This is a genomic window from Streptomyces sp. NBC_01351 (assembly GCF_036237315.1).
Classification (GTDB): Bacteria; Actinomycetota; Actinomycetes; order Streptomycetales; family Streptomycetaceae; genus Streptomyces.
Genome location: NZ_CP108356.1, coordinates 4932482 through 4958000 on the forward strand (window position 1 = coordinate 4932482; position 25519 = coordinate 4958000).

The 25519-nt window shown below is 72.0% G+C and carries 21 protein-coding genes and 1 tRNA gene; 14 read left to right on the forward strand and 8 right to left on the reverse strand.

Annotated features, from left to right (window positions below):
- Positions 1–46: 46 nt before the first annotated feature.
- Together OG625_RS22825 and OG625_RS22830 are read right to left on the reverse strand one after the other, a co-directional pair.
- Complete coding sequence (locus OG625_RS22825) at positions 47–442, reverse strand: three-helix bundle dimerization domain-containing protein (RefSeq protein ID WP_329384214.1); 396 nt, start codon at positions 440–442, stop codon at positions 47–49.
- A gap of 186 nt (positions 443–628) precedes the next feature.
- Positions 629–985, reverse strand: coding sequence for a hypothetical protein (locus OG625_RS22830; protein ID WP_329384217.1), 357 nt, complete (start codon positions 983–985; stop codon positions 629–631).
- Positions 986–1148: 163 nt separating this feature from the next.
- Here OG625_RS22830 and OG625_RS22835 point away from each other — a divergent pair, with 163 nt between their 5' ends.
- The 6 genes from OG625_RS22835 to OG625_RS22860 all read left to right on the forward strand — a co-directional run bounded on the left by OG625_RS22835 (position 1149) and on the right by OG625_RS22860 (position 9135).
- Complete coding sequence (locus OG625_RS22835; protein ID WP_329384220.1) at positions 1149–2891, forward strand: SulP family inorganic anion transporter; 1743 nt, start codon at positions 1149–1151, stop codon at positions 2889–2891.
- Between the two features lie 265 nt (positions 2892–3156).
- Positions 3157–4110: a polyphosphate kinase 2 family protein gene (locus tag OG625_RS22840; protein ID WP_329384223.1), complete on the forward strand. Its 954-nt coding sequence runs from the start codon at positions 3157–3159 to the stop codon at positions 4108–4110.
- Between the two features lie 59 nt (positions 4111–4169).
- Positions 4170–6890 carry a cation-translocating P-type ATPase gene (locus OG625_RS22845; protein ID WP_329384226.1) on the forward strand — a complete coding sequence of 907 codons (2721 nt, stop codon included), beginning with the start codon at positions 4170–4172 and terminating at the stop codon, positions 6888–6890.
- Between the two features lie 16 nt (positions 6891–6906).
- Positions 6907–8289, forward strand: a complete 1383-nt coding sequence (locus tag OG625_RS22850; protein ID WP_329384228.1) for a diacylglycerol/lipid kinase family protein — start codon at positions 6907–6909, stop codon at positions 8287–8289.
- Between the two features lie 103 nt (positions 8290–8392).
- A complete protein-coding gene (locus OG625_RS22855) occupies positions 8393–8635 on the forward strand; it encodes an amphi-Trp domain-containing protein (RefSeq protein ID WP_329384231.1) in 243 nt (80 codons plus the stop codon).
- Positions 8632–9135: a hypothetical protein gene (locus OG625_RS22860; protein WP_443067900.1), complete on the forward strand. Its 504-nt coding sequence runs from the start codon at positions 8632–8634 to the stop codon at positions 9133–9135. Before OG625_RS22855 ends, OG625_RS22860 begins: the two co-directional genes overlap by 4 nt.
- Here OG625_RS22860 and OG625_RS22865 read toward each other — a convergent pair.
- Entirely contained in the window at positions 9113–10384 is a 1272-nt protein-coding gene (locus OG625_RS22865; RefSeq protein ID WP_329384237.1) for an aminotransferase-like domain-containing protein, read from the reverse strand. The two genes, OG625_RS22860 and OG625_RS22865, sit on opposite strands and share 23 nt — an antisense overlap.
- 155 nt (positions 10385–10539) lie before the next feature.
- On the opposite strand from OG625_RS22865, the gene OG625_RS22870 reads away from it, so the two are divergent.
- Positions 10540–11403: a hypothetical protein gene (locus OG625_RS22870; RefSeq protein WP_329384240.1), complete on the forward strand. Its 864-nt coding sequence runs from the start codon at positions 10540–10542 to the stop codon at positions 11401–11403.
- A gap of 159 nt (positions 11404–11562) precedes the next feature.
- On the opposite strand, the gene OG625_RS22875 is transcribed toward OG625_RS22870, so the two are convergent.
- The 3 genes from OG625_RS22875 to OG625_RS22885 all read right to left on the reverse strand — a co-directional run bounded on the left by OG625_RS22875 (position 11563) and on the right by OG625_RS22885 (position 13852).
- Positions 11563–11775 (reverse strand): DUF397 domain-containing protein, encoded by a 213-nt coding sequence (locus OG625_RS22875; protein WP_329384243.1) that lies wholly within the window; start codon positions 11773–11775, stop codon positions 11563–11565.
- 219 nt (positions 11776–11994) lie between these two features.
- Positions 11995–12879 (reverse strand): helix-turn-helix domain-containing protein, encoded by an 885-nt coding sequence (locus OG625_RS22880; protein ID WP_329384245.1) that lies wholly within the window; start codon positions 12877–12879, stop codon positions 11995–11997.
- 235 nt (positions 12880–13114) lie between these two features.
- Complete coding sequence (locus OG625_RS22885) at positions 13115–13852, reverse strand: GOLPH3/VPS74 family protein (protein WP_329384247.1); 738 nt, start codon at positions 13850–13852, stop codon at positions 13115–13117.
- A 795-nt stretch (positions 13853–14647) separates the two neighbouring features.
- Between OG625_RS22885 and OG625_RS22890 the strand changes: the two genes are divergently transcribed.
- From OG625_RS22890 to OG625_RS22910, 5 genes are all read left to right on the forward strand, one after another.
- Positions 14648–17050: a hypothetical protein gene (locus OG625_RS22890; RefSeq protein ID WP_329384250.1), complete on the forward strand. Its 2403-nt coding sequence runs from the start codon at positions 14648–14650 to the stop codon at positions 17048–17050.
- Positions 17051–17248: 198 nt separating this feature from the next.
- Positions 17249–19069, forward strand: a complete 1821-nt coding sequence (locus tag OG625_RS22895; protein WP_329390863.1) for an MFS transporter — start codon at positions 17249–17251, stop codon at positions 19067–19069.
- Between the two features lie 109 nt (positions 19070–19178).
- Entirely contained in the window at positions 19179–19385 is a 207-nt protein-coding gene (locus tag OG625_RS22900; protein ID WP_329384253.1) for a hypothetical protein, read from the forward strand.
- A gap of 246 nt (positions 19386–19631) precedes the next feature.
- Positions 19632–20318 carry a sortase domain-containing protein gene (locus OG625_RS22905; protein WP_329384256.1) on the forward strand — a complete coding sequence of 229 codons (687 nt, stop codon included), beginning with the start codon at positions 19632–19634 and terminating at the stop codon, positions 20316–20318.
- Between the two features lie 160 nt (positions 20319–20478).
- Positions 20479–21774 carry a HAMP domain-containing sensor histidine kinase gene (locus OG625_RS22910; protein ID WP_329384258.1) on the forward strand — a complete coding sequence of 432 codons (1296 nt, stop codon included), beginning with the start codon at positions 20479–20481 and terminating at the stop codon, positions 21772–21774.
- A gap of 66 nt (positions 21775–21840) precedes the next feature.
- On the opposite strand, the gene OG625_RS22915 is transcribed toward OG625_RS22910, so the two are convergent.
- Both OG625_RS22915 and OG625_RS22920 read right to left on the reverse strand, forming a co-directional pair.
- Positions 21841–21913, reverse strand: a tRNA-Arg gene (locus OG625_RS22915).
- Between the two features lie 266 nt (positions 21914–22179).
- Complete coding sequence (locus OG625_RS22920; RefSeq protein WP_329384261.1) at positions 22180–23544, reverse strand: NAD(P)-binding domain-containing protein; 1365 nt, start codon at positions 23542–23544, stop codon at positions 22180–22182.
- 112 nt (positions 23545–23656) lie between these two features.
- On the opposite strand from OG625_RS22920, the gene OG625_RS22925 reads away from it, so the two are divergent.
- Positions 23657–24025: an ArsR/SmtB family transcription factor gene (locus tag OG625_RS22925; protein ID WP_329384264.1), complete on the forward strand. Its 369-nt coding sequence runs from the start codon at positions 23657–23659 to the stop codon at positions 24023–24025.
- 949 nt (positions 24026–24974) lie between these two features.
- A complete protein-coding gene (locus OG625_RS22930; protein ID WP_329384267.1) occupies positions 24975–25478 on the forward strand; it encodes a nucleoside deaminase in 504 nt (167 codons plus the stop codon).
- Positions 25479–25519: the final 41 nt, after the last annotated feature.

The following is a 25519-nucleotide window of genomic DNA, read 5'->3' on the forward strand; positions in this document are numbered from 1 at the left end:
CAGCGTGGCGCGCCTCCCGCGGCGGGACCAAGTCTCTGACGGTGCGTCAGGGTATGGCTCCGTACCGCCCTTGGGAAGGCCGACCGCCTGTCGGGTCGGAAGGTGCTGCCACTCGCTCGACCGCGTCCGGCCCGGCTTCGGCCGCCCGGCCGGCCAGTGCGGGAGACGGCGGCCGGCCCGCGGGGAGTGCGGCCCCGAGGTGGTCCGCGCCCTGCCATGAGGTGCCCAGCCGTTTGAGGGTGTCGGCGGCCCGGCGTTCGACGAGGATCGGGACGAAGGTGCGGATCTTGCTGCCGTCGAAACGGGCCCGGGCTTCCGCCACGGCGCTCTCCACGGCATCGGGCCCTGTGGTGGCGTCGAACCGGCGGTGAAGGCGCTGCTCGGCCTCGCGCAGCGCGGCTGATTCCTGCGGCGCGGTGCGCAGGGCGTCGCGGTCCTCCATCGGCTCCTCCACACAGCGGCGCCGGGCCTGGAAGGTGACCGCCCCGGACGCAGATGGACGCAAATGCCGTGATTGCAGAGTACCCCTCCGCGTGCACCGGGGACCCTGGGGATCTCAGCCGACGTGCGGCCGGCCGCTGCCGTCAGCGGTCCGCCACGTTCGGCACTGCCGCCGCCGCCGCCGCCGTCAGCCGCCCGCCGCCACAGTCGGCGTGTGCAGGGTGATGGCGGCGTGCACCGGCTCCGCATCGGCCCCGGTCAGCCGGTACGTCAGCAGTCCGGCAGTGGCGAGCCGTTCCAGCGTCTGCGGCAGTGCCGCGGGCGGGACCCGCAATGCGGCCGCCGCGGCCTCGACCGGCAGGCGCAGCTGCACGGCCCTGGACACGCGCCGCACGTCGTCGGCGAGGTCGGCGAGCAGGTTTCCGAGCAGGCCCCCTCCGGCGGCGCGGGCCTGTGCCGCCCACTGCCCGGCCCACTCATTGCGCATGCCGCCGTGCACGGAGCCTCCCAGTGCGCTCTTCCCGTGCTCCCACTGTGCTCCCACAGTGCTCCCGGGCTGCGCGATGCCGCGCGGTGGGGTGTTCCGGATTCGGCCGTCGGAAGTACCCGGAGGGCCGGGACGGTCCGCCGCGGCCGCGCCGGGGTCGACTTCCCCCGGTGCCGCCCGCCGCTGTCGCATCATGAGCCGGGCGGAAGGAAGGAGAGCCATGCCGCAACCTGTCCCACGCAGCAGCGGATGGCGATCCGCCCTCCCCCGGCTCCCCGGGCTCACGGTCCTGGCGGGCTACCGGCGCGCCTGGCTGCGCGGTGACCTGCTGGCCGGCGCCACCGTCGCGGCGTACCTCGTACCGCAGGTCATGGCCTACGCGAGCGTCGCGGGTCTGCCACCGGTCGCGGGGCTTTGGGCGATCCTCCCGGCGCTGGCGGTGTACGCCGTCCTCGGTTCGTCCCGACTGCTGTCGGTCGGGCCCGAGTCGACGACGGCGCTGATGACCGCCACCGTGGTCGGGCCGCTGGCCGCGGGGGACCCCGACCGGTACGCGGTGCTCGCCGCCACCCTTGCCGTGGTGGTCGGCCTGCTGTTCGCGCTGGCATGGCTGGCCCGGCTGGGATTCGTCGCCGACATGCTCTCCCGGCCGGTCCTGATCGGCTATCTGGCGGGGGTGGCGCTGATCATGATGGTGGACCAGCTCTCCAAGCTCACCGGGGTGCCGGTCGAGGGCGAGGGTTTTGGTCCGCAGCTGGCGTACTTCGTGCGCCACCTCTCGGAGGCGGTCCCCGCCACCGTCGTCCTCGGCGCGGCGTCGCTGCTCTTCCTCTTCGTCCTCGACCGGTTCCTTCCCAGGTTCCCCGGTCCGCTGCTGGCCGTGGCCGTCAGCACGGCGGTGGTCGCGATGTTCGGTCTGCAGGACCACGGCATCGCCGTGATCGGTGAGATCCCGGCCGGACTGCCCGGCTTCTCCCCACCCGACCTGAGCGAGCTGCGCGTCCTGCTGCTCCCCGCACTCGGGGTGCTGCTCGTCGGCTATACCGATGTGATCCTCACCGCGCGGGCCTTCGAGTCCCGCGACAAGGGCGAGCAGCTGGACGCCAACCAGGAGCTGCTCGCCCTGGGCGGGGCCAACGTCGGCGCCGGGTTCCTGCACGGGTTCCCGGTGAGCAGCAGCGCCAGCCGCACCGCGCTCGCCCAGTCGGCCGGCGGGAGCACCCAGGCCTACGCGCTGGCGGCCGGCGTCGCCGTGCTCGCCGTACTGCTGTTCCTGAGTCCGCTGCTGAAGTACACGCCGTCGGCGGTGCTCGGCGCGCTCGTCGTCTTCGCCGCGATCAGGATGATCGACCTGGCCGGGTTGCGACGGCTGAAGGGATTCCGGCTCCGGGAGTTCCTGCTGGCGATCGGCTGCCTGGCCGGGGTGCTGGCCCTGGACATCCTGTACGGGGTGCTGGTGGCCGTGGGTCTGTCGGTGGCGGAGCTGCTGAGCCGGGTGGCGCGCCCGCACGACGCCGTCCAGGGCCTGGTGCCCGGTGTTCCCGGCATGCACGACATCGACGACTATCCGCAGGCCCGTACTGTTCCCGGGCTGGTCGTCTACCGCTACGACTCTCCGCTGTTCTTCGCCAACGCGGAGAACTTCCGGCGGCGGGCGCTGGCCGCGGTCGCCGAGGAGACCGGCCCCGTACGCTGGTTCGTCCTCAATGCGGAGGCCAATGTGGAGGTCGACATCACCGCGCTGGACTCGGTGGAGGCACTCCGGGCGGAGCTGGCCGGACGCGACATCGTCTTCGCGCTGGCCCGGGTCAAGCAGGACCTGCGCGACGAACTGGACGCCTACGGGCTCACCGGGTCCGTGGGCCGGGACCGGATCTTCCCCACGCTGCCCAGTGCCGTGGCCGCCTACCGGGCCTGGGACGCGGGTCGCGGGCCGGACGAGCGGCCGACCGACCGGGGGTGAGCGGGCGGCTGCACCCGGAGGGCGGCGCCCTGACGGCGGAACCCGGACGGTGGCGCCCGGACGGTGGCGCCCGGTTTGACGGGCCCGGCGACCGACCGGAGAGTGGCACGTACCCACATGAATCGGACACAGGGTTCGGGTCGACGCGAGAGCGGCCGCGCCGGGCGTCCGACCGGACCGGACCAGGTCGCGGCGACCCTCGCGGCGGACGTGGCCGGGCGGGTGACCCGAACCCGTCGTGGACCGAGAGGAAGCGGTGCCGGCGATGGCGGACAAGCAGGCCAGGCGGATCGCGAAGTTCATCGCTCCGCTGCGCGTGAAGCCGGGCTCCCGGGTGGACCTCGAAAGGGACTTCGACCCCCGGTACAAGGCCCGGATGAAGAAGCGCAAGGGCACCGAGCTGCTGCGCACCGGGGTCGCCCTGCTCGCCGAGTACCAGGCGAAGCTGGCAGCCCAGGACGCGTACGGCGTGCTCCTCTGCCTCCAGGCGATCGACGCGGGCGGCAAGGACGGGACCATCCGCCACGTCATGAGCGGGGTCAACCCACAGGGCGTCCACGTCAGCAGCTTCAAGGTCCCCTCCGCCGAGGAACTCGACCACGACTACCTGTGGCGCTATGCGCAGCGCCTGCCGGCCCGCGGGGAGATCGCGATCTTCAACCGGTCGCACTACGAGGAGGTCCTCGTGGTGCGGGTGCATCCCGAGAACCTCGACCGGCAGAGGCTGCCCGAGGAGGCGAAGGGGCCGGACGTCTGGGAGCGCCGCTACCGGGAGATCAACGACTGGGAGCGCTACCTCTGCGACAACGGGTTCAAAGTGGTGAAGATCTTCCTGAACCTCTCCAACGAGGAGCAGCGCACCCGCTTCCTGAAACGCATCGACCTGCCGGAGAAGAACTGGAAGTTCTCCGGGGCGGACGTCCGCGAGCGCGCGCGGTGGGACGACTACCAGCGCGCCTTCTCCGAGATGATCTCGGCCACGAGCACCCCGTGGGCGCCGTGGTACGTCGTGCCGGCCGACCGCAAGTGGTTCGCGCGCATCAGCGCCGCCGCGGTGCTCGCGCACACGCTGACGGAGATCGACCCCCGCTACCCGGCCGTCGGGAAGAAGGCCCGCAAAGAGCTGCGGGCCGCCAAGCGGCGGCTGGAGCGGGAGGCCCCCGAGGGCGCCGCCCGCGACCCGTACGCGGCCGGACGCGAGGCCGAGCGCGGTGTCTGAGCACCGGACCGTCCGAACCGCACCCGAGTCGAGGAACGCAGCGCATCGGAGGTGCGGGCATGGCGGCACAGACTGACCCGCCGGGAGCGGCTGCGGCCATGCGGCCCTGGTACGCGACACCGCCGCAGGAGGTCGCGGCACGGCTCGGCGTGGACCCGGAGGCCGGGCTCTCCGCGGCCCGGGCGGCGGACCTGCTGGCCGCGAACGGGCCGAACGCGCTGCCCGAGGAGAAGACGAGGCCGGGCTGGCTCCGCTTCCTCGACCAGTACCGCAGCTACATGCAGATCATCCTGGTCGCCTCGGCCGCGGTCGCGCTGGCGATCAAGGAGTGGGGCACGGCGATCCTGCTGATCGTCCTGACGCTGTTCAACGCGGTCGTCGGCCTGCGGCAGGAGGGCAAGGCCGAGAGCGCGATGAACGCGCTGCGGTCGATGATGAAGACCACGGCCCGGGTCCGGCGGGACGGGATCGAGGCGGAGGTTCCGGCCGAGCAGTTGGTGGTCGGGGACGTCGTGCTCATCACCGCCGGAGACACCGTCCCGGCGGACGGGCGCATCGTCCGCGCCAGCGCGCTGCAGATCGACGAGTCGGCGCTGACCGGCGAGAGCGTGCCGGCGGTGAAGGACGCGGGAACCCTGACGGGCGAGCAGCTCGGCCCGGGCGAACAGTCGACCATGGCGTTCATGAACACCCCGGTCACCCACGGCAGCGGCGTCCTGATCGTGACCGGGACGGGCGCCGGGACGGAACTGGGCAAGATCTCCGGGATGCTCTCGGCGACGGAGAAGGAGCAGACGCCGCTCACCCGGGAACTGAACAGGCTGACGCTGTGGATCGCGGCGGCGGCCGGCCTGACCATGGTGGTGATGTTCGCCCTCGGACGCAGCCGCGGCCAGGCCTGGGACGCGCTGTTCGTCAGCGCCGTCTCGCTGGCCATCGCCGCCATTCCGGAGGCGCTGCCCACCGTCACGCAGGTCATCCTCTCGGTCGGCAGTCTCAACCTCGCCAGACGCAACGCCATCGTCAAGGAACTGCCGTCCGTGGAGACCCTCGGTTTCACCTCGGCCATCAACTCCGACAAGACCGGCACCCTGACGATGAACCAGATGACCGTCGTCGAGGTGCTCAGCCCCACCGACCGCTACACCGTCTCCGGCAGCGGCTACGGCCTGGAGGGGCGGATCCACCACGCCGCCGGGTCCTCCGCCGACATCGAGGACGCCATCCTTCCGTTCCTCGTGGCCAGCGACGCCAAGCTGGTGGACGGCACGGTGGTCGGCGACCCGACCGAGGGGGCGCTGCTCGTCCTCGGGCACAAGGCCGGTCTGGACATCGACGCCACCCGGGAGCGCTACCCCCGGCTCGCCACGCTGCCGTTCGACCCCGAGTACAAGCTGATGGCCACCTTCAACGCGGCCGTCGACGGGGCGGGCCGGCCGGTGGTGCGCTGCTTCGTCAAGGGGGCGGCGCCGGCCGTGACCTCCCGTGCCGCCACCGCGCTCGCCGAAGGCCGGACCGTCCCCTGGGACGACGACCTGCAGGGCCGCGCCGCGGCCCAGTCCGAACGGATGGGCGGTGAGGGCCGCCGCGTGATGGCGGCGGCCGAGCGCGACCTGGACCCGGCTCGGTTCGACCCGGACGGAGACCTGCTCGCGCTCGTCACCGGCCTGCGGATGACCAGTCTGGTCGGCATGGTGGACCCGCCCCGGGCGGAGTCCAGGGACGCCGTTGCCGACGCCCAGGCCGCCAACATCCGGGTCCGCATGGTGACCGGCGACGACGTCACCACCGGTGAGGCCATCGCCCGGCAGCTCGGGATCCCGGGCGGGGCGATCCTCGGGGCGGAGTTCGCCGCCATGCCGGAGCACGAACGACTGGCCCGGATCGACGACATCGGGGTGGTCGGCCGGGTCGCGCCCGAGCACAAGGTCCTGCTCGCCGACACGCTCAAGAAGAAGGGCGAGGTCGTCGCGATGACCGGAGACGGGGTCAACGACGCGCCCGCCATCAAGGCCGCCGACATCGGCATCGCCATGGGCAGCGGCACCGACGTGGCCAAGAACGCCGGCCGGATGATCCTCTCCGACGACAACTTCGCCACCATCGTGTACGCGGTCGAGGAGGGGCGGAAGCTCTACGACAACCTCACCAAGTACATCCGCTTCGTCCTGATGCTCCTGGTCACCTTCGTCCTGACCTTCCTCGGCGCGACGATCTTCAACATCGCCGCCGGTGAACCCTTCACCCCGGCGCAGGTGCTGTGGATCCACTTCGTCGTCAACGCGCCCTTCGGCTTCGCCCTGGGCTTCGACCTGGCGAGCCCCGGCTTGATGCGGCGGACCCCGCGCCCCCGCGGCGAATCGCTGCTGACCAGGTCCGTCATGCTCACCGTCGGACTGAGCGGGCTGGCCGTCACCATCGCCCTGCTCCTGCTGATCACCCTGGGCGAGCGGCACTACGGCAGCCTGAAGACCGGCAACTCGATCGCCTTCACCGCCTTCGCCCTCTGCCTGATCGTGGCGGCCTACGAATGCCGCAGCGAGCGCGCCAGCGCGCTGACCACCAGCACGTTCGACAGCAGACCGATGAACCTGGCGGCCCTGTCCGAGTTCGTCCTGGCGGTCATGGTGACGCAGATGGACGCCTTCCAACGCATGCTCGACACCACCGAGCTCACCCTCGCCCAGTTCGGGTGGGCCCTGCTGGCCCCCGTCGCACTGCTGCTCCTGTGGGAGTCGGGCAAGTTCGTTTCCCGCCGGACCGCGGCGCCCGCCGCCTGACGAGGACGTGAGGACCATGCCGCTTTCGAAGCCCGCCGACGGACCTCCGCGCGGCGCCCGGCTGTCGGCCCTGCTGGCGTTGGTCTGCGCGCTGGGTGCGGTGGTGGCGTTGCTGGCCGCCGGCGGTGTCGGCGGGCTGCTCATCCTCGTGGTCGGGGTGGCCGGCGCGGCGCTCACCGCCATGGGCACCTGGTGGGTGGTGTCCCATCGCGGGACGGTCCGGCTGATCGGGACCCTGCTGGTGGTGGCCGCGCCGGTGGCCATCCTGGTCATCTACGCCCGGGCGGACCTGTGGCCCACGGCGATCGCCGCGATCGTGCTGTGGGCAGCCGCCGTGTGGTGCGCGCGGGCGGCGCTGCGCGCGGTGCGCAAACCCGCGGGCATGAAGGCGGTCGCGGGCTCCCTCCCCCGGCATCCGGTGCTGATCATGAACCCGAAGTCGGGCGGTGGGAAGGTCGGCCGGTTCGGCCTGGTCGAGAAAGCCGAGGCGCTGGGCGCCCGGGTCGTACTGCTCGATACGGCGGTCAAGACGGACGTCGCCGCCATCGCCCGCCAGGCGGTGGCCGACGGCGCGGACCTGCTCGGGGTGGCGGGCGGCGACGGCACCCAGGCCCTGGTGGCCGAGGTGGCCGCCGAGCACGACCTGCCGTTCCTGGTGATCTCCGCGGGCACCAGGAACCACCTCGCCATGGACCTCGGCCTGGACCGCGACGACCCGTCCCGGTGCCTGGACGCGCTGAGCGACGGGGAGGAACTCCGGATCGACCTGGGCGTCGTGGGCGGCCACACCTTCGTCAACACGGCCTCGTTCGGCGTCTACGCGGAGATCGTGCAGCGCCCCGAATACCGGGACGCCAAGGCGGACACGGCACTGGCCGCACTGCCCGACCTGCTGCTCGGGTACGCCGGCCGCCCCCTGGACGTGGTGAGTGACGAGACGCGTCTGGAGTCCCAGCAGGCGCTGCTGGTCAGCAACAATCCCTATGCGTCCCCCGATCCGACGGCCGTGGGCACCCGCAGGTCCCGGCTCGACCGCGGAGTGCTGGGTGTCGTCGGGATCCGGGTCAACAACGCGGCCCAGGCGGCCGACGTCGCGCTGCGGGGTTCGAGGGCGGCGGGCCTCCACGTACTGACCTCCCGCCAGGTCGTCATCGGAGCGGATGCTGAGAGCATCCCGGTCGGCGTGGACGGAGAGGCCCTGACCATGCCCGCACCCGTCACCTGCTCCATCCGCCCGGGCGCCCTGCGCGTACTGGTGCCGCGGCTTCGCCCGGGGGCCCCGCAGGTCAGTCCGCCCATGCAGTGGCGTGACGTCCTCGCACTGGCCCTCAACCGGCCGCAGCCGGACCCGGCGGCGGACCCGCCGGCGGACCGGTCCGGCGGGGGGCGTGCCGCGTGACGGCGGGCGCACCACCTCGGCCCGGCCGCGCCCGGGATGCCCGACCTGCTGCGCGGCGTCACAATGAGCCTGACCCGCCGTTCCCAGCGGAATGGAGACATCCGTGAAGGACCTCAAGTTTGAGCAGAAGCGTTCCTTTTCACGCCTTGAGGCCGCCGATCAGCTCTCGGCCCTCGCGGAGGCGAGGCACGGCGGCAACGCAGAACCGGAACTCGGCCCCGGGACGATGAGCCTGCGGGTCCCCGACGAGCTCCGCACCGAGATCGAGGTCGAAGTGGGCGACGGGGAGATCGAGATGGAGATCGAACTCAAGCGGCCCATCACGAAGTCCGGGGCCGAGTCATAGCACCCTCGGACGCCCCAGAGGAGAGGGCCCCGGAGGTCCGAGGGGACTACACCGGCGCCGTCTACGGCTCACTGCTCGCCGCCTCCGTGGTGGTCGGTGCCGGAACCCTCGGCACGTTTCCGCGGCTGCATCTCGTCGCGCTGCTGCTGGCCACCGGTGTGGTGTTCTGGGCCGCCCACGTCTTCTCCCGCCTCTTCGGGGCCCGCATGGTGCACCACCTGAGCTGGAGCGTGATCCGCCGTACATCCAGGGAGGAGCGCCCGATCATCGAGGCGGCCGTGCCACCGGCCCTGGCCGCGGGCATCAGCCCGCTCCTCGGACTGGGGCCTCAGGAAATGGCATGGCTGGCGCTCGCGGTCGCTCTGGTCGGACAGGTCGGCTGGGCCACCGTGGCCGCAAGCCGCGCCGGCGCCTCACGGGGGCTGATGGCTGTCGCCGGTGCGATCAACCTCCTCCTCGGGCTGCTCATCGTGCTCCTCAAGGTCGCGCTTCAGCACTGAGGTCCTTTGCCCCGTACTCCGCCAGCGCCGTGCCCAGGCGGGTGACGCCCTCGGCGATTTCGGGCGGGGTGTGCGTCGTGAACGACAGGCGCAGCGTGCGGGGGTCCGGGGTGCCCGTGTAGAAGGGGGCTCCGGGGACGAAGGCGACGCCGTGGGCCACGGCCGTCCTGAGGAGGGCCGTCGCGTCGTGGTCCTCGGGGAGGCGGGCCCAGACGAACATGCCGCCCGCGGGCAGGTTCCAGTCGCAGTCCGCCGGGAACGTCCGGCTCAGGGCCGTCTGCAGGGCGTCGCGGCGCTCGCGGTACGACGTGCGGACCGTGGCTATGTGGGCGTCCAGGTCCACCGCGGCGAGGTAGTGGGCGGCGGCCAGCTGGTCCACCGTGGACGTGTGGAGGTCCGCCGCCTGCTTCGCGACCACCGCGGCCCGGCGCAGCGCCGCCGGAGCCCGGAGCCAGCCCAGCCGCAGGCCCGGCGCCATGACCTTCGAGAAGCTGCCGAGCAGCGCCGTACGGTCCTCCGCGCCCGGGTGCGCGGCCAGCCAGGGGATGTCGGCGCCCTCGTAGCGCAGGTCGCCGTACGGATCGTCCTCCACCAGCCACAGCCCGAGGCGCGCGGCGATCTCGGCCACCGCCGCGCGGCGGGCGGCCGGCAGGGTGCGGCCGGTCGGGTTCTGGAAGGTGGGGATGGTGTAGAGCAGCTTCGGGCGCTCCCGCACGACGAGGTCCGCGAGCGCCTCCGGGATGATGCCCTCCGTGTCGCAGGGCACGGGCACCACCCGCGCCCCCGCCAGTCCGAAGCACTGCAGCGCCGCCAGATAGGTGGGGTTCTCGACCAGCACCACGTCCCCGGGCTCGATCAGGGTGCCGGCGACGAGGGTGAGGGCCTGCTGGGAGCCCGAGGTGACGAGTACGTCGTCCGCGCCGGTGGCGAGCCCGCGCGCGGTGGCCCGGGCGGCGACGGCCTCGCGGAGTTCCGGGGCGCCTTCGGTGGTGGAGTACTGGAGCGCGCGCCGTGCCGAGTCCGCGAAGGCGGTGTCGTAGGCGGCCCGCAGGCCCTCGGCGTCGAAGAGTTCGGGTGCGGGGAGGCCCCCGGCGAAGGAGATCACGCCGGGGCGTTCGGTGAGCGCGAGTATCTCGCGTACGGGGGAACCTTCCACGGAGGTGGCGCGGGTGGCGAACGAGGGCGGTGCGACGGCGGAAGCGGCTGCGGCAGCAGGCACGGTGGCTCCTCGGGAGTCGGGTGCGCGCATCGTAACCAGAGAAGCCTGTATGCAGCATGTATATATCGGATGGTGAGCCGGCCGGCCGCCGGACGCCGCCGAACGGCCGGACGGGCGGACCCTGACGCCCGTCCGACCGCGCCCGACCCCTCCCGATCTGACGCCACATCAGCTAGACCGGTCCCATGACGACAGAGAACCAACGGGAACACCAGACCGCCGACACCCGCGTCGGGGACTACGCCGAGCTCGCAGCCGTGGGCCCGTACGGCGTCCGCCCCGGCCACGCGCTGATCACCATGGTGGAACCGCACCCGGGCCACGAGTTCGCGTACAACCGCTGGTACGAGGACGACCACTACTACGCCGGCGCCATGGCCATGCCCTGGATGTACGCCGGCCGCCGCTGGGTGGCCACCCGCGAACTCCAGGAGCTGCGCTATCCGGAGAAGTCGGCGGTCGCCCAGCCGGTCACGGCGGGCTGCTACATCTCGACGTACTGGGTCACCGAGGGCCGCTACGACGAGCACATGAAGTGGACCGTCGGCATCAACAAGCGCCTCAACCGGGACGGCCGGGTCTACCAGGACCGGACGCACGTCTTCACGTCCTTCCAGGACCACCAGGCCACCGTCTACCGCGACGGCGCCGCCGGCCCCCGCGACTTCCACGCCCTCGACCACCCGTACGCCGGGCTCGTCGTCCAGGTCGTCGACGCCGACGGACCCGAGCAGCGGGCCGAGCTGCTGGAGTGGCTGCGCTCGCGCGCCCTGCCGAAGCGGCTGCACGGCTCGCCGGCCGCGATGGTGACGGTCTTCCGGCCGACGCCGCTGCCCGGCGACCGGATGACCTACGTCAAACAGGTGGAGGGGGTCGACACCCGCCTCACGCTGCTGTGGTTCCTCGAAGCCGATCCGCGGACCTGCTGGGACCGCTTCCAGGGGCTGGACACGGAGGTCGCGGAAGCGGGGCTGGGGCGGGTGGAGCTGGTGGCGCCGTTCATCCCGACGGTGCCGGGTACCGACCGGTACGTCGACCAGCTGCGCTGAGCGCCGCAGGTACGCGGACATGGCCGAGCCCCCTCGGCCAGGACGGCGTGCCGGTCGAGAGGGCTCCAGTCGGTGGTGCTGGTGGCGCGAGTGGTGCTGGTGCTGCGGATGGTGCTGGTGGTCGTACCGATGAGGCGGTTGGGACGCATGCCGTGACGTTCAGGCGAGGCGCCCCATCCGGCCCTCGGTGACATCGGCGACGAACGAGGTCCAGGAGCCGGGCGCGAAGGTGAGGGACGGGCCGTCCTGCACCTTCGAGTCACGGACCGCGATGGCCTCCATGACGGGGGACTTGACCTCGACGCAGGCGCCGTTTCCGCCGGAGTAGGAGGACTTGGTCCAGTTTTCCGTGGCGCCCTGACGAATAGCCATGTTTCTCTCCGGTTCAGCGAGTAGTGCCAGTGGGGCGTCGGCCGAAATTCGTGCTTTCCGGCCGACGTGATCGACGCTACCCGCACCTTCCGGCGGGTGAAGGGGTCGTTCACCCGACCGAGTGGCATATTCCATTCAGGCCTTCTGTGGCCGGGGAGTGACGGTGTACCGTACGGGCCCTCCTCGCGACCTGCCCCTTTCCGGCCCCTTTCCGGCTCTTTACTTCCCCTTGCCCGCATAGTGCTCGATGATCTCGCCGATGAACTGCCGCGTCTGCTCGGCGTTGAGGGCCTGGGCGCGCAGGTGCTCGTACATCACGCTGTACTTCTGAACGTCGTTGGCCTTCTCCAGGTACAAATCGCTCGTGACGCCCTCGATGTAGACCACGGTCGAGTCCGAGGCGTCCGGGAATTCCAGAATGGCGTACTGGCCGTTCATGCCCGGGTGCGCGCCCATCGAGAAGGGCATCACCTGCACCGTGATGTACGGCTGCTCGGACTGCTCTATCAAGTACTGGAGCTGCTGGATCATCAGCTGCGCGTCCCCCACGTGGCGGCGCAGCGCCGCCTCGTCGATGACGGCCCACAGCCGCAGCGGTCCCACGTCCGGGTTGTTGTTGTCCGTCTCGGAGAGCCGCTTCTGGCGGTGCATCCGGACCTGGACGCGCTTCTCCACGTCGAGCGGGGCCGTCTCGGGCAGCGCACCGCGGATGAGGGCCTGGGCGTACTCCGGGGTCTGGAGCAGGCCCGGGACCATCTGGGGCTCGTACGTGCGCAGGCTGGCGGCGTCCGTCTCCAGGCCGATGTAGACGCTGTACGGGATGTCGCCGAAGGCGTGCCACCAGCCCTGCTGGCGGGAGTCCTTCGCCATCTGCATGAGGGAGTCGACGAGCCGGCGGTCCTCGACCTCGTACACGTCGCACAGGTCGCGGACGTCGCGCTGGCTGATGGAACGGCGGCCGTTCTCCAGCCGGCTGATCTTGGACTGGGAGACGAGAAGGCGCTCGGCGACCTGCTCGGCCGTCATGCCCTTGTCCTCACGGAGCTTGCGCAACTCCATGCCCAGTCGGCGGCGTCGGACGGTGGGATTGACATTGGACGCCACGTGAACGGCACCTCCGCCTTCTTCTGTCGTGCAGCAGCTGTCTCTCCAGCTGTCTCTCTGCGTGTCTGGTGTTGAGCAGACTGCCACCGAAGAGTGCGGCGCCGCTGGGGAACGGCAGGGAAGGGCGGCGACCGGCGGGGAAAACGGGGGAAAAGCAGACGCGCGGGGTGGCGGGACCGGTGAACCGGACCCGCCACCCCGCGCGCTGGTGACTCTCGAACGGGTGGAGCTTCGATCAGTGCGCGGCCGCGCGGGCCATCGCACCCGTCCGGCGCGGCTGCAGCGGAACGCTGCTCGCCGTGGCCCGGGCGGGCGGCTGGGCCGGTGCGCGGTCGCGGCGCGGCTGTGCCGCCACACCGTTCTGGACGTCCATGACGGCGTGCGCCACCAGTCCGCCCATCGGGTCGTGCCGGATCAGGTCCCGCAGCCGGGACCTGGACGACCGCCCCTCGTTGCCGGGGTACAGGTGCTTGCCGAGTCCGACCGCGTGGGCCAGTGCGGCGAGCGCCGCGGTCCGCGGGTCCGGTGGTACACCGGTGCGGATCGCCGTGTCCAGCCGGGCACGGATCTCCCGGCTGATCGCCGTGTCGGTCGCCTGGTAGCGAACGGTCGGCAACACCCCGCACATCTGTCCCGCGACGGCATGAACCATGCCGCAGCGCTCCAGGTGCGCCAGGTAAATCTGGCGGAGCCCCAGCCGGGGTCCACCGATCCAGTGGACGGCCCGTACCGGGCTGCCGCGCCTGCGCAGCAGTTCCAGTGCGGAGTCCAGAGTCGGATCTCCTGTCGGCCGTGGCATCACCACGGCGATACGATCCCCGTCAGGGGCTATCCGTCCTGCCAGAGCCAGCTCCACTAGCTGTGCCCCGGCCAGGCCGAGGTCGAGCGACTGCGGCTGCGCCGTGGTGCCCGTGGTCGGGTCCAAGGCGAGCAGCAGAAGCTCCTCCGGAATTGTTCTGCGGCTCCTGCCCATCCATGCCTCCCCGCGTGGATGAGTGACAGGGTGACGCCTCTCACATTCATCTGTCGAGAGCGCCTGCCTGCTTTGTGGGGGAACCCGCAGCTATGTCGTTCTCGTCTAGCACGGGGGCGATGCCCCCGAGACGGGACACTGTTAGACATTCGGACAACCGGTCGTGGCGTCGATGGAGGAGGAACGGTGGCGGGCGAGTCCCCCGACAAGTCGGTAGATGAAGGAACGCCGGGGGCGGTGGAGTCCTCCGAGGGCCGCGACCCGAGGCTTTCGGTGCTTCGGCCGAGGGAGCCTGAGGGTGGGTCAGGAGTTTCCGCGGAAACCCGGGGTGAGGCGGCGTCCGAGCGTGCGGATGTGCCTGCGGCGGGTGAGGCGGCGTCTGAGCGTGCCGATGCGGATGCCGATGCGGATGCGGCTGCGGCGGAGGTCGAGGCCGGCGCTGACGCCGAGGCCGTGACGGAGGGCGCCTCCGAGGCCGAGGCCGGGGTTGCACCTGACGCCGTGACGGAGGCCGTACCCGAGGGCGCGTCCGAGCGTGCGGCTGCGGCGGAGGTCGAGGCCGGGGCTGATGCTGAGCCCGCCACCACGCCCGAGCCCGAGGCCGAGCCCGAGGTTGTGCCTGAGGTCGAGCCCGAGGTCGTGTCTGACGCTGTGACGGAGGCTCCGTCCGAGGTCGTGCCCGATGCCGCGTCCGAGCGTGCGTCCGACACGGCGTCCGAGGCTGCGTCCGACACGGCGTCCGAGCGTGTGTCCGGCGCTGTGTCCGAGCGCGCGTCCGAGGTTGCGCCCGACGCCGTGTCCGAGCGGGCGTCCGACGCGGTGGCCGCGCCCGCCGTCGTGACGGAAGCCGTGCCCGACGCCGTGACCGAGGCCGAGCCTGACGCCGGCGCCGGTGCCGGTGTCCCTGCTCCGGCCGCTGGGCGGGATCCGCTGAGGGAGGCGGTGGCGGCCTGGGTCGCCTCGGCCGACGCCGGGTCCTCCGGACGGGTGGATCCGGATGCGGATGCCGCGTCTGTGGGAAGCGCCGAGCCCGCTTCGAGCCCGGCCGTCGCGACGGCCCCCGCTGCCCGGAAGTCGGATTCCGCTTCCGCCGTGGAGGCGGGCAAGCCCGCGTCGGACGCGGCCCCCGCTCCGGCGAAGCCCGCCTTCGACGAGCCGGTCGACAGCGAGCGCACGGCCGTGTTCCGGGTCGGGAAGCCTGCTTCCGCTTCTGCCGATGAAGCCGCCCCGGCCGTTCCCGAGCCTGCCGCCGACGAGCCGGTCGACAGTGAGCGCACGGCTGTGTTCCGTGCCGTGAAGCCGGGTTCCGTTTCGCCTGCGGGCGATGGCGCGGCCGGTGCTGCGAAGGCCGCTGCCGACGAGCCGGTCGACAGTGAGCGCACCGCCGTGTTCCGGGCGGTGAAGCCGGGTTCCGCCCCCGCCCCCGCCCCCGCCGCCCCGAAGCCGGCCGCCGACGAGTCGGCCGACAGTGAGCGCACGGCGGTGTTCCGCGCTGTGAAGCCCGGTTCCGTTTCGCCTGCGGGCGATGGCGCGGCCGATGCTGCGAAGCCCGTCGCCGACGAGCCGGTGGACAGTGAGCGCACGGCTGTGTTCCGTGCCGTGAAGCCCGGTTCCGCTTCGCCCGCGCCGGCCGTCCCGAAGCCCCCCGCCGACGAGCCGGTCGACAGTGAGCGCACCGCCGTCTTCCGTGCCGTGAAGCCCGGTTCCGGTGTGGCGCCCGCCGCGCCGAAGAACAGTACGTTCGTACCGCTCCGCACCGACGCCCCCGGACAGCAGCAGGGGCAGGGGCAGGCGCCGGCGCCGGCGCCGGCGCAGCCGAAGCCCGCGCCGAGCGCACCCAAGCCCGCCGCGAAGGCCCCCGTACCGGCGCCCGCGGCGGACCGTGGTGAGCGGACCATGCAGCAGCCGCTGCCGCCCAAGCCGCCGCTCGACCTGCTCGCGGACCTCACGAACAATCCGCCCCCGCCGCCGAGCCCGATGCGCACCGCCGTCCGGCGGTTCAAGATCTACGCGCCCATCGTCGTACTGCTGGCGGTCATCCTCGCCGTCGTCCAGCTGGTGCGCCCGCTGCCCCAGCCGAAGCTCGTGATGACGGCGAACTCCTCGTACACCTTCGGCGGTTCGAAGCCGAACCTGCCGTGGCCCAGCGAGGGCCAGGCCTACATGGCCGCCGCCGGCCTCGGCACGCTCGGCCAGTTCGGCGAGCAGAAGCCCGTGCCGATCGCCAGCGTCACCAAGTCGATGACGGCGTACATCATCCTGCGCGACCACCCCTTCAAGAAGGGGGAGAAGGGCGCGATGATCGACATCGACAAGACCGCCGAGACCGAGGGCCAGAAGGACAAGTCGGACAACGAGTCCACCCTCAACACGGTCAAGGAGGGCGACAAGATCTCCGAGTACGACGCGATCGCCGCCCTCATGATCCCGTCGGCCAACAACATCGCGCGGCTGCTCGCGCGCTGGGACTCCGGTTCCCAGGAGGCGTTCGTCAAGAAGATGAACGACACCGCCAAGGAACTCGGCATGACCAACACCACCTACACCGACCCCTCGGGCCTGGACGCGACCACGGTCAGCACCGCCGAGGACCAGGTGAAGCTCGGGCTGAAGATCGTCGAGATCGAGGCCCTGGTCGACATCACCAAGAAGCCCAGCTGGGTCGACCCGTCCGGCAAGACCTGGACCAACTGGAACCGCCTCGTCCCGTTCAACGACTCCCTCGGGATCAAGACCGGTACGACGACGAAGGCCGGCGGAAACCTCCTCTTCGCCGCCCAGAAGAAGATCGGCAACACCAACCAGCTGATCGTCGGAGCCGTCCTCGGCCAGCACAAGTCGCCGATCATCGACACCGTCATCGCGGCCAGCAAGCAGCTGATGCTCGCCACGCAGAAGGCCCTCGAAGGCGCGCCCGTCGTGAAGAAGGGCGAGGTTGTCGGCTACGTGGACGACGGGCTCGGCACCCGCACCCCGGTCGTGGCCACGGCCGACGTGCAGGCGGTCGGCTGGGCGTCGCTCACCGTCGAGGTGAAGCTCGCGGACGGGGGCGGCGTGCTCCCGCAGACCGCGAAGGCCGGCACCGAGATCGGCGTGCTGACCGTGGGCGAGGGCGCCAGTCAGGTGAAGGTGCCGGTGGCGCTGCGGAACGACCTCGTCGCGCCGGGCATCGGCAGCAAGCTGACGCGCGTCGGCTGACCGTCGGTGGGAGCGTGGATCCGGCGTCCCGGGCAACCTCGGGGCGCCGGATCGCGTCTACCGGACGGGGGCGTGCGCACGTGCGCGTGCGCGGGTGTGGATTCATGTGTGGGGAGTACGGCTGTGACCACCGCTGAGCGGCAGGACCGGCGTGAGCGTGAGCTCGGCCACGAGCGTGAGCTCGGGCGTGAGCCCGAGGTGGTCGTCGCGCCGCCGTCCGGCGACATCGCCCGGCTGCCCGTACTCGACCGGCTCCGGCGGCATCCGGTGGTGGTGGCCACCGTGCTGGCGGGGCTGCTGCACGTCGTCTGGTTCTTCAGCTTCGCCAACAGCGGCGGCGATCTGGCCGCGCAGGACGCCTGGGCCGAGTTCGTGGGCCGGCACCCCGATTCCGCGTACAACCTCGCCTGGTACGGGGGCATGCACCCCGTCTCGTACAGCGTGGTCTCGCCGTACCTCATGCACGTGCTCGGCGTCCGGACCACGATGATGATCGCCGGCACCGTCTCGGCCGGCCTGCTCGCGCTGATCCTGACCCGCTGCCGGGGGGCCGTGCGCCAGCCGCTGTGGCCCGCCCTGGCCGGGGTCTACGGGCTGCTGTGCAACGCCCTGTCGGGCCGCGTCACCTTCGGGCTCGGCGTGATGTTCGCGCTCGGCGCGGTCGCCGCCGTCTTCTGCTGGCCCCGCAAGTGGGCGGAGCGGCGCTGGGCCAAGGCCGCGGTGGCCGCTCCGCTGGCCGGGCTCGCGACGGCGGCAAGTCCGGTCGCGGGGCTGTTCCTCGGGGTGATCGCGGCCGCCCTGTTCCTGAGCGGGCGGCGCCCGGGGGCGTTCGCGCTGGGGCTGGCCCCGGTGGTCGTGGTCGGGCTGTCGGCGTGGCTGTTCCCCTTCTCGGGGACACAGCCGATGAAGTTCGGCTCGGCGTGGCTGCCGTTCGTGTTCGCCCTCGCGATCCTGTTCCTCGTACCGAAGCGGTGGAAGACCGTCCGGATCTCCTCGGGGGTCTACGCCCTCGGGGTGTTCCTGACCTGGGCAATCGACTCCCAGGTCGGCTCCAACGTGACCCGTTTGGTGATGCTGTTCGGCGGGGCCGTGCTGCTCGCCGCCCTCCCGTACGCGGCCCCGCGCACGCGGCGCTGGTACGCGCTGGTGCTGGCCTTCGTCGGGCTGAACGTCTGGATCACCACGAACAGCATCACCGACATCGTCCGCACCACCCCGGTGGCCGCCTGGAACCGGGAGCTGGCCCCGCTCGTCGACCGGCTCCAGAAAGCGGGCGCCGGGCGCGGCCGGGTCGAGGTGGTCCCGGCCAGCAGCCACCGGGAGTCCTCCGCCTTCCCCGCGTACGTGAATCTCGCGCGCGGCTGGAACCGGCAGGCCGACCTGGAGCGGAACCCGCTCTTCTACGACGACACCCTGAACGCCGACAGCTACCGGGCCTGGCTGGAGCGCTGGGCCGTGCACTACGTGGTGCTGCCCGCCGACAAACCCGACTCGGGCGGGGAAGCCGAGGCGAAGCTGGTGCGCGAGGGCCTCCCGTACCTCCAGCAGGTGTGGGGCGACGCGAACTGGCAGCTCTTCAAGGTCCACGAGCCGACCGACCTGGTCGCCGGGCCGGCGACCGTGGTGCGGGCGAGCGCGGACCGGCTGGTCATCGACGTGAAGGAAGCCGGCCGGGTACTGGTGCGGATCCCGCACTCGCCGTGGCTGGGGCTGGTGGACAGGGCGGGCAAGCCGGTGCCGCCGCCGGAGGAGACCTCCGAGTCGCGGGCCCGGAGCAAGACGGGGGCGGGGAGCGCGGACGGGAGCCCGCTCCCGAAGGAGTACGCGAACACGGCCGGCTGCCTCTTCAAGGCCGCTCCGGACGCGGCCGGGGACGTGTGGACGGAGCTGCTGGCCCCGGCGCCGGGGGAGTACCAGGTGGCGGCGAAGTACCAGCTGCCGCGGGGGACGCCGTGCCCGGAGGAGCTGGTCCACGAGGCGCTGGGGGCGCCGAAGCGGCCGGCTCCGCCGCGCCCGTGAGGACCGTCGGAATTCTTTAACGTCGGTCCGGGTGCGTTCGTCCGCATATCTGCATACGATCCCAATAGTCCGATTGGGTGCTGTGCTTCCCGAGGGAGTTGACGACGGGATGACCAAAGAGCAGAAGCAGGATGTCCGGGCAGCCATCGCGAAGGCGCAGGCGCAGGACCGGGTGCCGCCGCGCATGCAGGGCCACGGCTTCGACGGTCCGGTGCGGAGCAAGGTGAAGGGCGGACCGCACACGAAGGCCGCGCTCAAGCGGGCCGGCACTCCGCAGGGCGACCGCATCGGTGAGCGCAGCAGCGGCCTGAGCTGATTCGATTCGAGGTGGCGGAGCCCTTCCGGTTGTGTGGCCGGGGGGGCTTTCGTACGTCTCTGACCAGGGGCTTTGGTCCCGGCGGGGTCTTGACGCCTTCGCCGGGGACTATCCGGGCAACCGTTACATTGCCGACGGAATACCCACACATGGCTCTCGTAGCGTCGGTCGTGTCGTCAACCCCAGACCTGGCCGCCCCCGGCTCCGCCCGGCGGACCGGGGTCCCGCGCCCGCCCGGAGTACGCCATGACCCGCACCCCCAGCCCGCCCCGCAGGCCCAGCCCGGCACGCACCCCCAGCCCGGCACGCACCCCCACCCGCCGGACCCGTGTCGTCGCGGCGGCCGCCCTCGCCGTAGCGGTCTCCGGTGGCCTCGCCGCCTGCGGCGGCGCCGGAGCGAAGCCGGCGCCCCACCCCAAGGTCGGCAGCACCGCCGCCCCCGTATCCGCGCCTGACGGCGCACCGGCCCCCGCCCTCCCCAGGTCCAAGCCGACCGGAATGAAGATCGACGCGGCCGGCGTGGACGCGAAGAGGATGGTCGACCTGAAGGTGGACGCCGCCACCGGCGAGCTCGGCGTGCCGAACGCCGACACGGACGCCGACAACCCCGGCTGGTGGACCGAGGGCGTCACCCCGGGGGAGGCGGGCGTCTCCGTGCTCGTCGCGCACTTCGACACCCGGCACGGCCCGGCCCTGATGAAGGACGTCGAGAAGATCAAGCTCGGCGACCTCGTCGAGGTGCCGCGCGAGGACGGGAAGACGGCCAAGTTCAAGATCCGCGAGATCGAGGACGTGAACAAGAAGGACTTCCCCACCGACAAGGTCTACGGCGACACCGGCCGCCCCGAGCTGCGCCTGCTGACCTGCGGCGGCGAGATCAAGGACGGCCACCGCACCAACAACGTGATCTTCTACGCGGACCTCGTGGCCTGAGCGGGCAGCCGCGTGTTGCCGGCAGCGCCCGGCAGCGCCCCGGGCAGCGTTTCCGGCAGCCTCCCGGCCCGCCCACCGCCCGCCCGGGCGCGCGTATTACCGTGAACCGACCGGGAACGATCACGCCGCAGATCATCCGCAACCTGTCGGAGCCCAGCCGATGACCCCGCGCCCACGCCTGCCCGCCTGGACCTCGACCCTCACCTGGAAGGCCGCGGTCTTCATCACGCTCATGTGCTGCGGCCTCGCCGCGCTCCTCGGCGGTCTCGTGCACGGCGCCATGACCCACCAGACCGTCTCCACGGCCCGCGAGAAGGCCCTGGGCAAGCTGGACCGGATCACCAAGGAGTACGAGACGGGCGGGCGCATGGCGCGCGGCGAGGGCATCGACCCCGTGGGCCTGCCCGCCGACCTGCGCGCACTGGCCGTGAGCGGCAAGCGCGGCACGGCGGTCGGCGAACACCGCGGCCGGGCCGCGATGTGGGCGGCGGCGCCCGCCGACAACGACACCGCGATCGCCGTCTCCGTGGACTTCACCAGCAGCGAGCGCACCATCGCCGAACTGGACCGGGCCATCCTCGGCTCCTCGGGGCTGGCCATCGGCGGCACCCTCCTCATCGGCGCGTTCGGCGTCACCCGGATCACCCGGCGGCTGCACCAGACGGCGCAGGTGGCCCGCCGGATCAGCGCGGGCGACCTCGACGCGCGCGTCGACGACTCCGCGCGCTCCCGCGACGAGGTGGCCGCCGTCTCCCGGGCCCTGGACACCATGGCCTCCTCCCTCCAGAGCAAGCTCGAAGCGGAACAGCGCTTCACGGCGGACGTGGCCCACGAGCTCCGCACCCCGCTGACCGGCCTGAACGCCGCCGCCGAACTCCTGCCTCCGGGCCGCCCGGCCGAGCTCGTCCGGGACCGGGTGCAGGCGATGCGCGCGCTGACCGAGGACCTCCTCGAGATATCCCGCCTGGACACGCGCAGCGAGCGCGTGGAGCTGGACTCGTACGACCTCGCCGAACTCGCGGCGCGCACGATCCGCGCCTCCGGCACCGACACGACCCTGACGGTGGTCACCTCCCCGCGGGTGGAGACGGACCGGCGCCGTCTGGACCGCATCCTGGGCAACCTGATCGCGAACGCCCACAAGCACGGCGCGGCCCCGGTCACCGTCACGGTGAACGGCCCGACCCTGACGGTCACCGACGCGGGCCCCGGCTACCCGCCGTACCTGCTGACCTGCGGCCCGCAGCGGTTCCGTACGGAGGGCATGAACAAGGGCCACGGCCTGGGGCTGACCATCGCCGCGGGCCAGGCCCGCACCCTGGGCGCCACCCTCACCTTCCGCAACCGGGACCCGGCCGGAGCCGAGGCCCGCGTCACGCTCCGCACGCCCACACCCACGACCCGGGAGGCAACTGCGCCTCCGCGTCGCGGAGATGACCCCACGCTGCCCGGCTGACCGGCACCGCCCCGGACATACGAAGGGGACCCCCGGCCTGGTACGGCCGGGGGTCCCCTCGAATTGTGCCCTCGGCAGGATTCGAACCTGCGACACCGGCTTTAGGAGAGCCGTGCTCTATCCCCTGAGCTACGAAGGCGCCGGGCGGCCACTGGGGCAGCCCAGGGACAGGGTAGCGGATCAGGGCGGGGCTCCGCGGCTCGTTATCGGGCGACCGGGCCCCGTCCCGCGGAGATCGCGGGGCCGGCCGGCGAGTGGCAGCCGGCCCGGGCCGTGATGGACGTACGGGCTGCCCAGGCCGCGTAGCGGGTACGGCCGAGGGGTGGGGGCCCGCCCCGCCGAGTCCGGGGGCTTAGGCGGCGGTTGTCGCGCCGGGCGCCGCGTTCGGCGAGGCGGTCGCCGGGGTCAGCAGCCGCCGGAGACGGTGGCCGGGGTTCCGATGGTGAGGGTGGCCGGGGTGGCGCAGCAGCCGCCGCCGGATTCCCCGGCGGAGGCGGCCGCGGGCTCGTCGAAGAGGCCGGCGCCGCCGCAGACTCCGGTTTCGGGGAGGGTGAGTTCGACGCGTTCGGCGGCTTCCCGGTCGCCTGCGAGGTGGGCGGCGATGGAGCGGACCTGCTCGTAGCCGGTCATGGCGAGGAAGGTCGGGGCGCGGCCGTAGGACTTCATGCCGACGAGGTAGGCGTCCCTCTCCGGGTGGGAGAGCTCGCCGACGCCGTGCGGGTAAACGGTGCCGCAGGAGTGCTGGTTGGGGTCGATCAGCGGGGCCAGGGCAGTGGGGGCCTGGAGGCGCTCGTCGAGGCCGAGGCGGAGCTCGTCGAGGAAGGTGAGGTCGGGGCGGAGGCCGGTGAGGACGATGACCTCGTCGACCGGGTCGAGGCGCCGGCCGTCCTCGCCGACGAGGACCAGGCGGCCGTCGGTGTCGCGCTCGACGGCGTCGGTGCGGAAGCCGGTGACGGCGTCCGCGTGGCCGTCGTCCACGGCGGCCTTGGCGGCGAGGCCGAGGGCGCCGCGCGCGGGGAGCTGGTCCGCGGCGCCGCCGCCGAAGGTGGAGCCGGAGATGCCCCGGCGGAGGATCCAGACGGCATGGGTGCCGGATTCCTCCCTCGCGAGCTCGGCCAGGTGGGCGAGGGCGGTGAAGGCGGAGGCCCCGGAGCCGATGACGGCGGTGCGCTTGCCGGCGTAACGGGCGCGGACGGCCGGGTTCTTGAGGTCCGGGATGCGGTAGGTGATGCGGTCGGCCGCGTTCTTCTCGCCGAGGGCGGGGAGGCCGCTGCCGCCCGCCGGGCTCGGGGTGGACCAGGTGCCGGAGGCGTCGATGACGGCGCGGGCGAGGACGCGGGCCTCGCTGCCGTCGGCGGCGGTGTAGTGGATCACGAAGGGCTGGGCGTCGCGGTCGGCGTCGACGATGCGGTCGCGGCCGGTGCGCGAGACGCCGGTGACGGTCGCCCCGTAGCGGACCCGCCCGCCCAGGACGTCGGCCAGGGGCTGGAGGTAGCGCTCGGCCCAGTCGCCGCCCGAGGGGTAGGCGGCGGCGTCGGGCTTGACCCAGCCGGTGGGGGCGAGGAGCTTCTCGGCCGCCGGGTCGACGACCTCGCCCCAGGTGGAGAAGAGCCGTACGTGGGCCCACTCGCGGACGGCGGAGCCTGCGGCCGGGCCCGCCTCCAGGACCAGCGGTTCCAGGCCGCGGTCGACGAGGTGGGCCGCGGCCGCGAGTCCGGCGGGTCCGGCCCCGATGACGACGACGGGCAGGGTCTCGATGGGTGCGGTCACGGCAGGCTCCCCGTTGATTCGATGAATGTCGATGTGGTGTGCCATCAGAGTGGACCCTGAATCGACATCCGTCAACATAGACATTCGTCGAATCTTCTCGGATGATGGAGCCATGTTCGCTGTGAAGACCGTGCTGCCGCTGCTGGAGCCCGAAGCCGCCGTGGCGCCGTGCTGCCCGCCCGTGACCGAACGCCCACTGACGGCCGAGGAGGCCGAGCGCAGTGCCGTGATGTTCAAGGCGCTCGGCGATCCGGTCCGGCTCCGCCTCTTCTCCCTGGTCGCCTCGCACGAGGGCGGCGAGGCGTGCGTGTGCGACATCTCGGACGTGGGCGTCTCGCAGCCGACCGTCTCCCACCACCTGAAGAAGCTCAAGGAGGCCGGACTGCTGTCCTCCGAGCGCAGGGGAACGTGGGTGTTCTACCGGGTCGAGCCCTCCGTGCTCGCCGCCATGGGGCAGCTCCTGAGCCGCTCCGCGATCTGAGGGACCCCCGAGGTCGCCCGGGCCTTCGGCCGGCGCGGCCACCTCGGGGATGCGGCCCGGGCGGTGCCCTGTGAGTGACGTGCCCACCGCGCTGAGTGTGCGGCGGCGTGCACCGCGTAACGCGCTCGAGGTTTTGACTGAAAGCCGTAGCGGCTCAGGGGCGCCCGGCCGCGCCGCCGATGGCCGGAGTGTGACCCCCGGCCCCCTTACTCTGCGTTACGAAATCGGGCCCGGCGCATCCGGAAGCGCCGCCCTCCGACGGGTGGGTTTCGGCCCGTCGCGGGTGCCCGCATGCCTTTGCCCCCGCTCGATTCACGCCATGGAGTGATCACTGCGGGTGCATTCGCCCCCGTTCCGACCTGTCGGCCAGGTCACGGAATTACGGCTGGAGTATTAACCAGGGGTGACATCCCTGGCGAACCATGCCTTGTAGGACCCTACGAACAGCGGGTCTCAGCCTGCGGAGTTTTCATGTTTTCGACCCCTAGCTGACTCTGCTCCGTTGGCTGTGTACTCCTCACAAGTCGCAATGAAGCGGGGGATTGCGCCTGCCGTATCCGCAACGCCACCACCTACCACAAGCGTTTGCGTGATGCCGGATTTCCAGCCAGGACCTCGAGGTTAGTGACAGTTCGCCGATCAAAGGAACAGCCGTGACTGAGACGTTGTGCGGTCGGCGCGTTGGGCTCGTCCGGCCCGATCCGGGCCCTCCTGTCACCGCGGCACTCGACGGTCGGCCCCCTACGCGGCCACCAGCGCCCACACCCCGGTCGCGCCGGAGCACATAGTCGGTACCTAGCCCCGACGACCTCCCGCGGCTGCCACCGAGAGCACTGATCTCGGGGCGGCGCCCGCGGGCCCCCACTGGTTCCCGGATCCACAGCCCGTGCGATGTCCCGCAAGGGCCGTGCAGCCGGGGGAATCCCCACCGTTTCCCAAAGGAGTCACCATGACCGCGCACATCCAAGAGGCGAGCATCGACGAGCTCGAGCGCGCCTGGATGGACAAGGCGATCGAACTGGCCACGAACAGCGTGGCCAACGGCGGCGGCCCGTTCGGCGCCCTGGTCGCCAAGGACGGCAAGATCGTCGCGATCGGCAACAACCAGGTCACCGCGAACCTGGACCCGACGGCGCACGCCGAGGTGACCGCCCTGCGCGCTGCCTGCAAGGAGCTGAACACCTTCTCGCTCGAGGGCTGCGTCCTCGTCACCTCCTGCGAGCCGTGTCCGATGTGCCTCTCCTCCGCGCTGTGGGCGAGAGTGGACCGGATCGTCTTCTCCGCCGACCGGGACGACGCCGCGGTGGCCGGCTTCGACGACCGCAAGTTCTACGACCTCTTCGAGAAGCAGGCCACGTCGGCCTGGCCGATGTCGGTCGCGCAGCTGGACCTGCCGAACCGTACGGCGCCGTTCGACGCGTGGGTCGCCAAGACCGACCGCATCGACTACTGAGAACCGGTTCCACCGGTCGGTCCGGTTCGCCGCGCCTGACA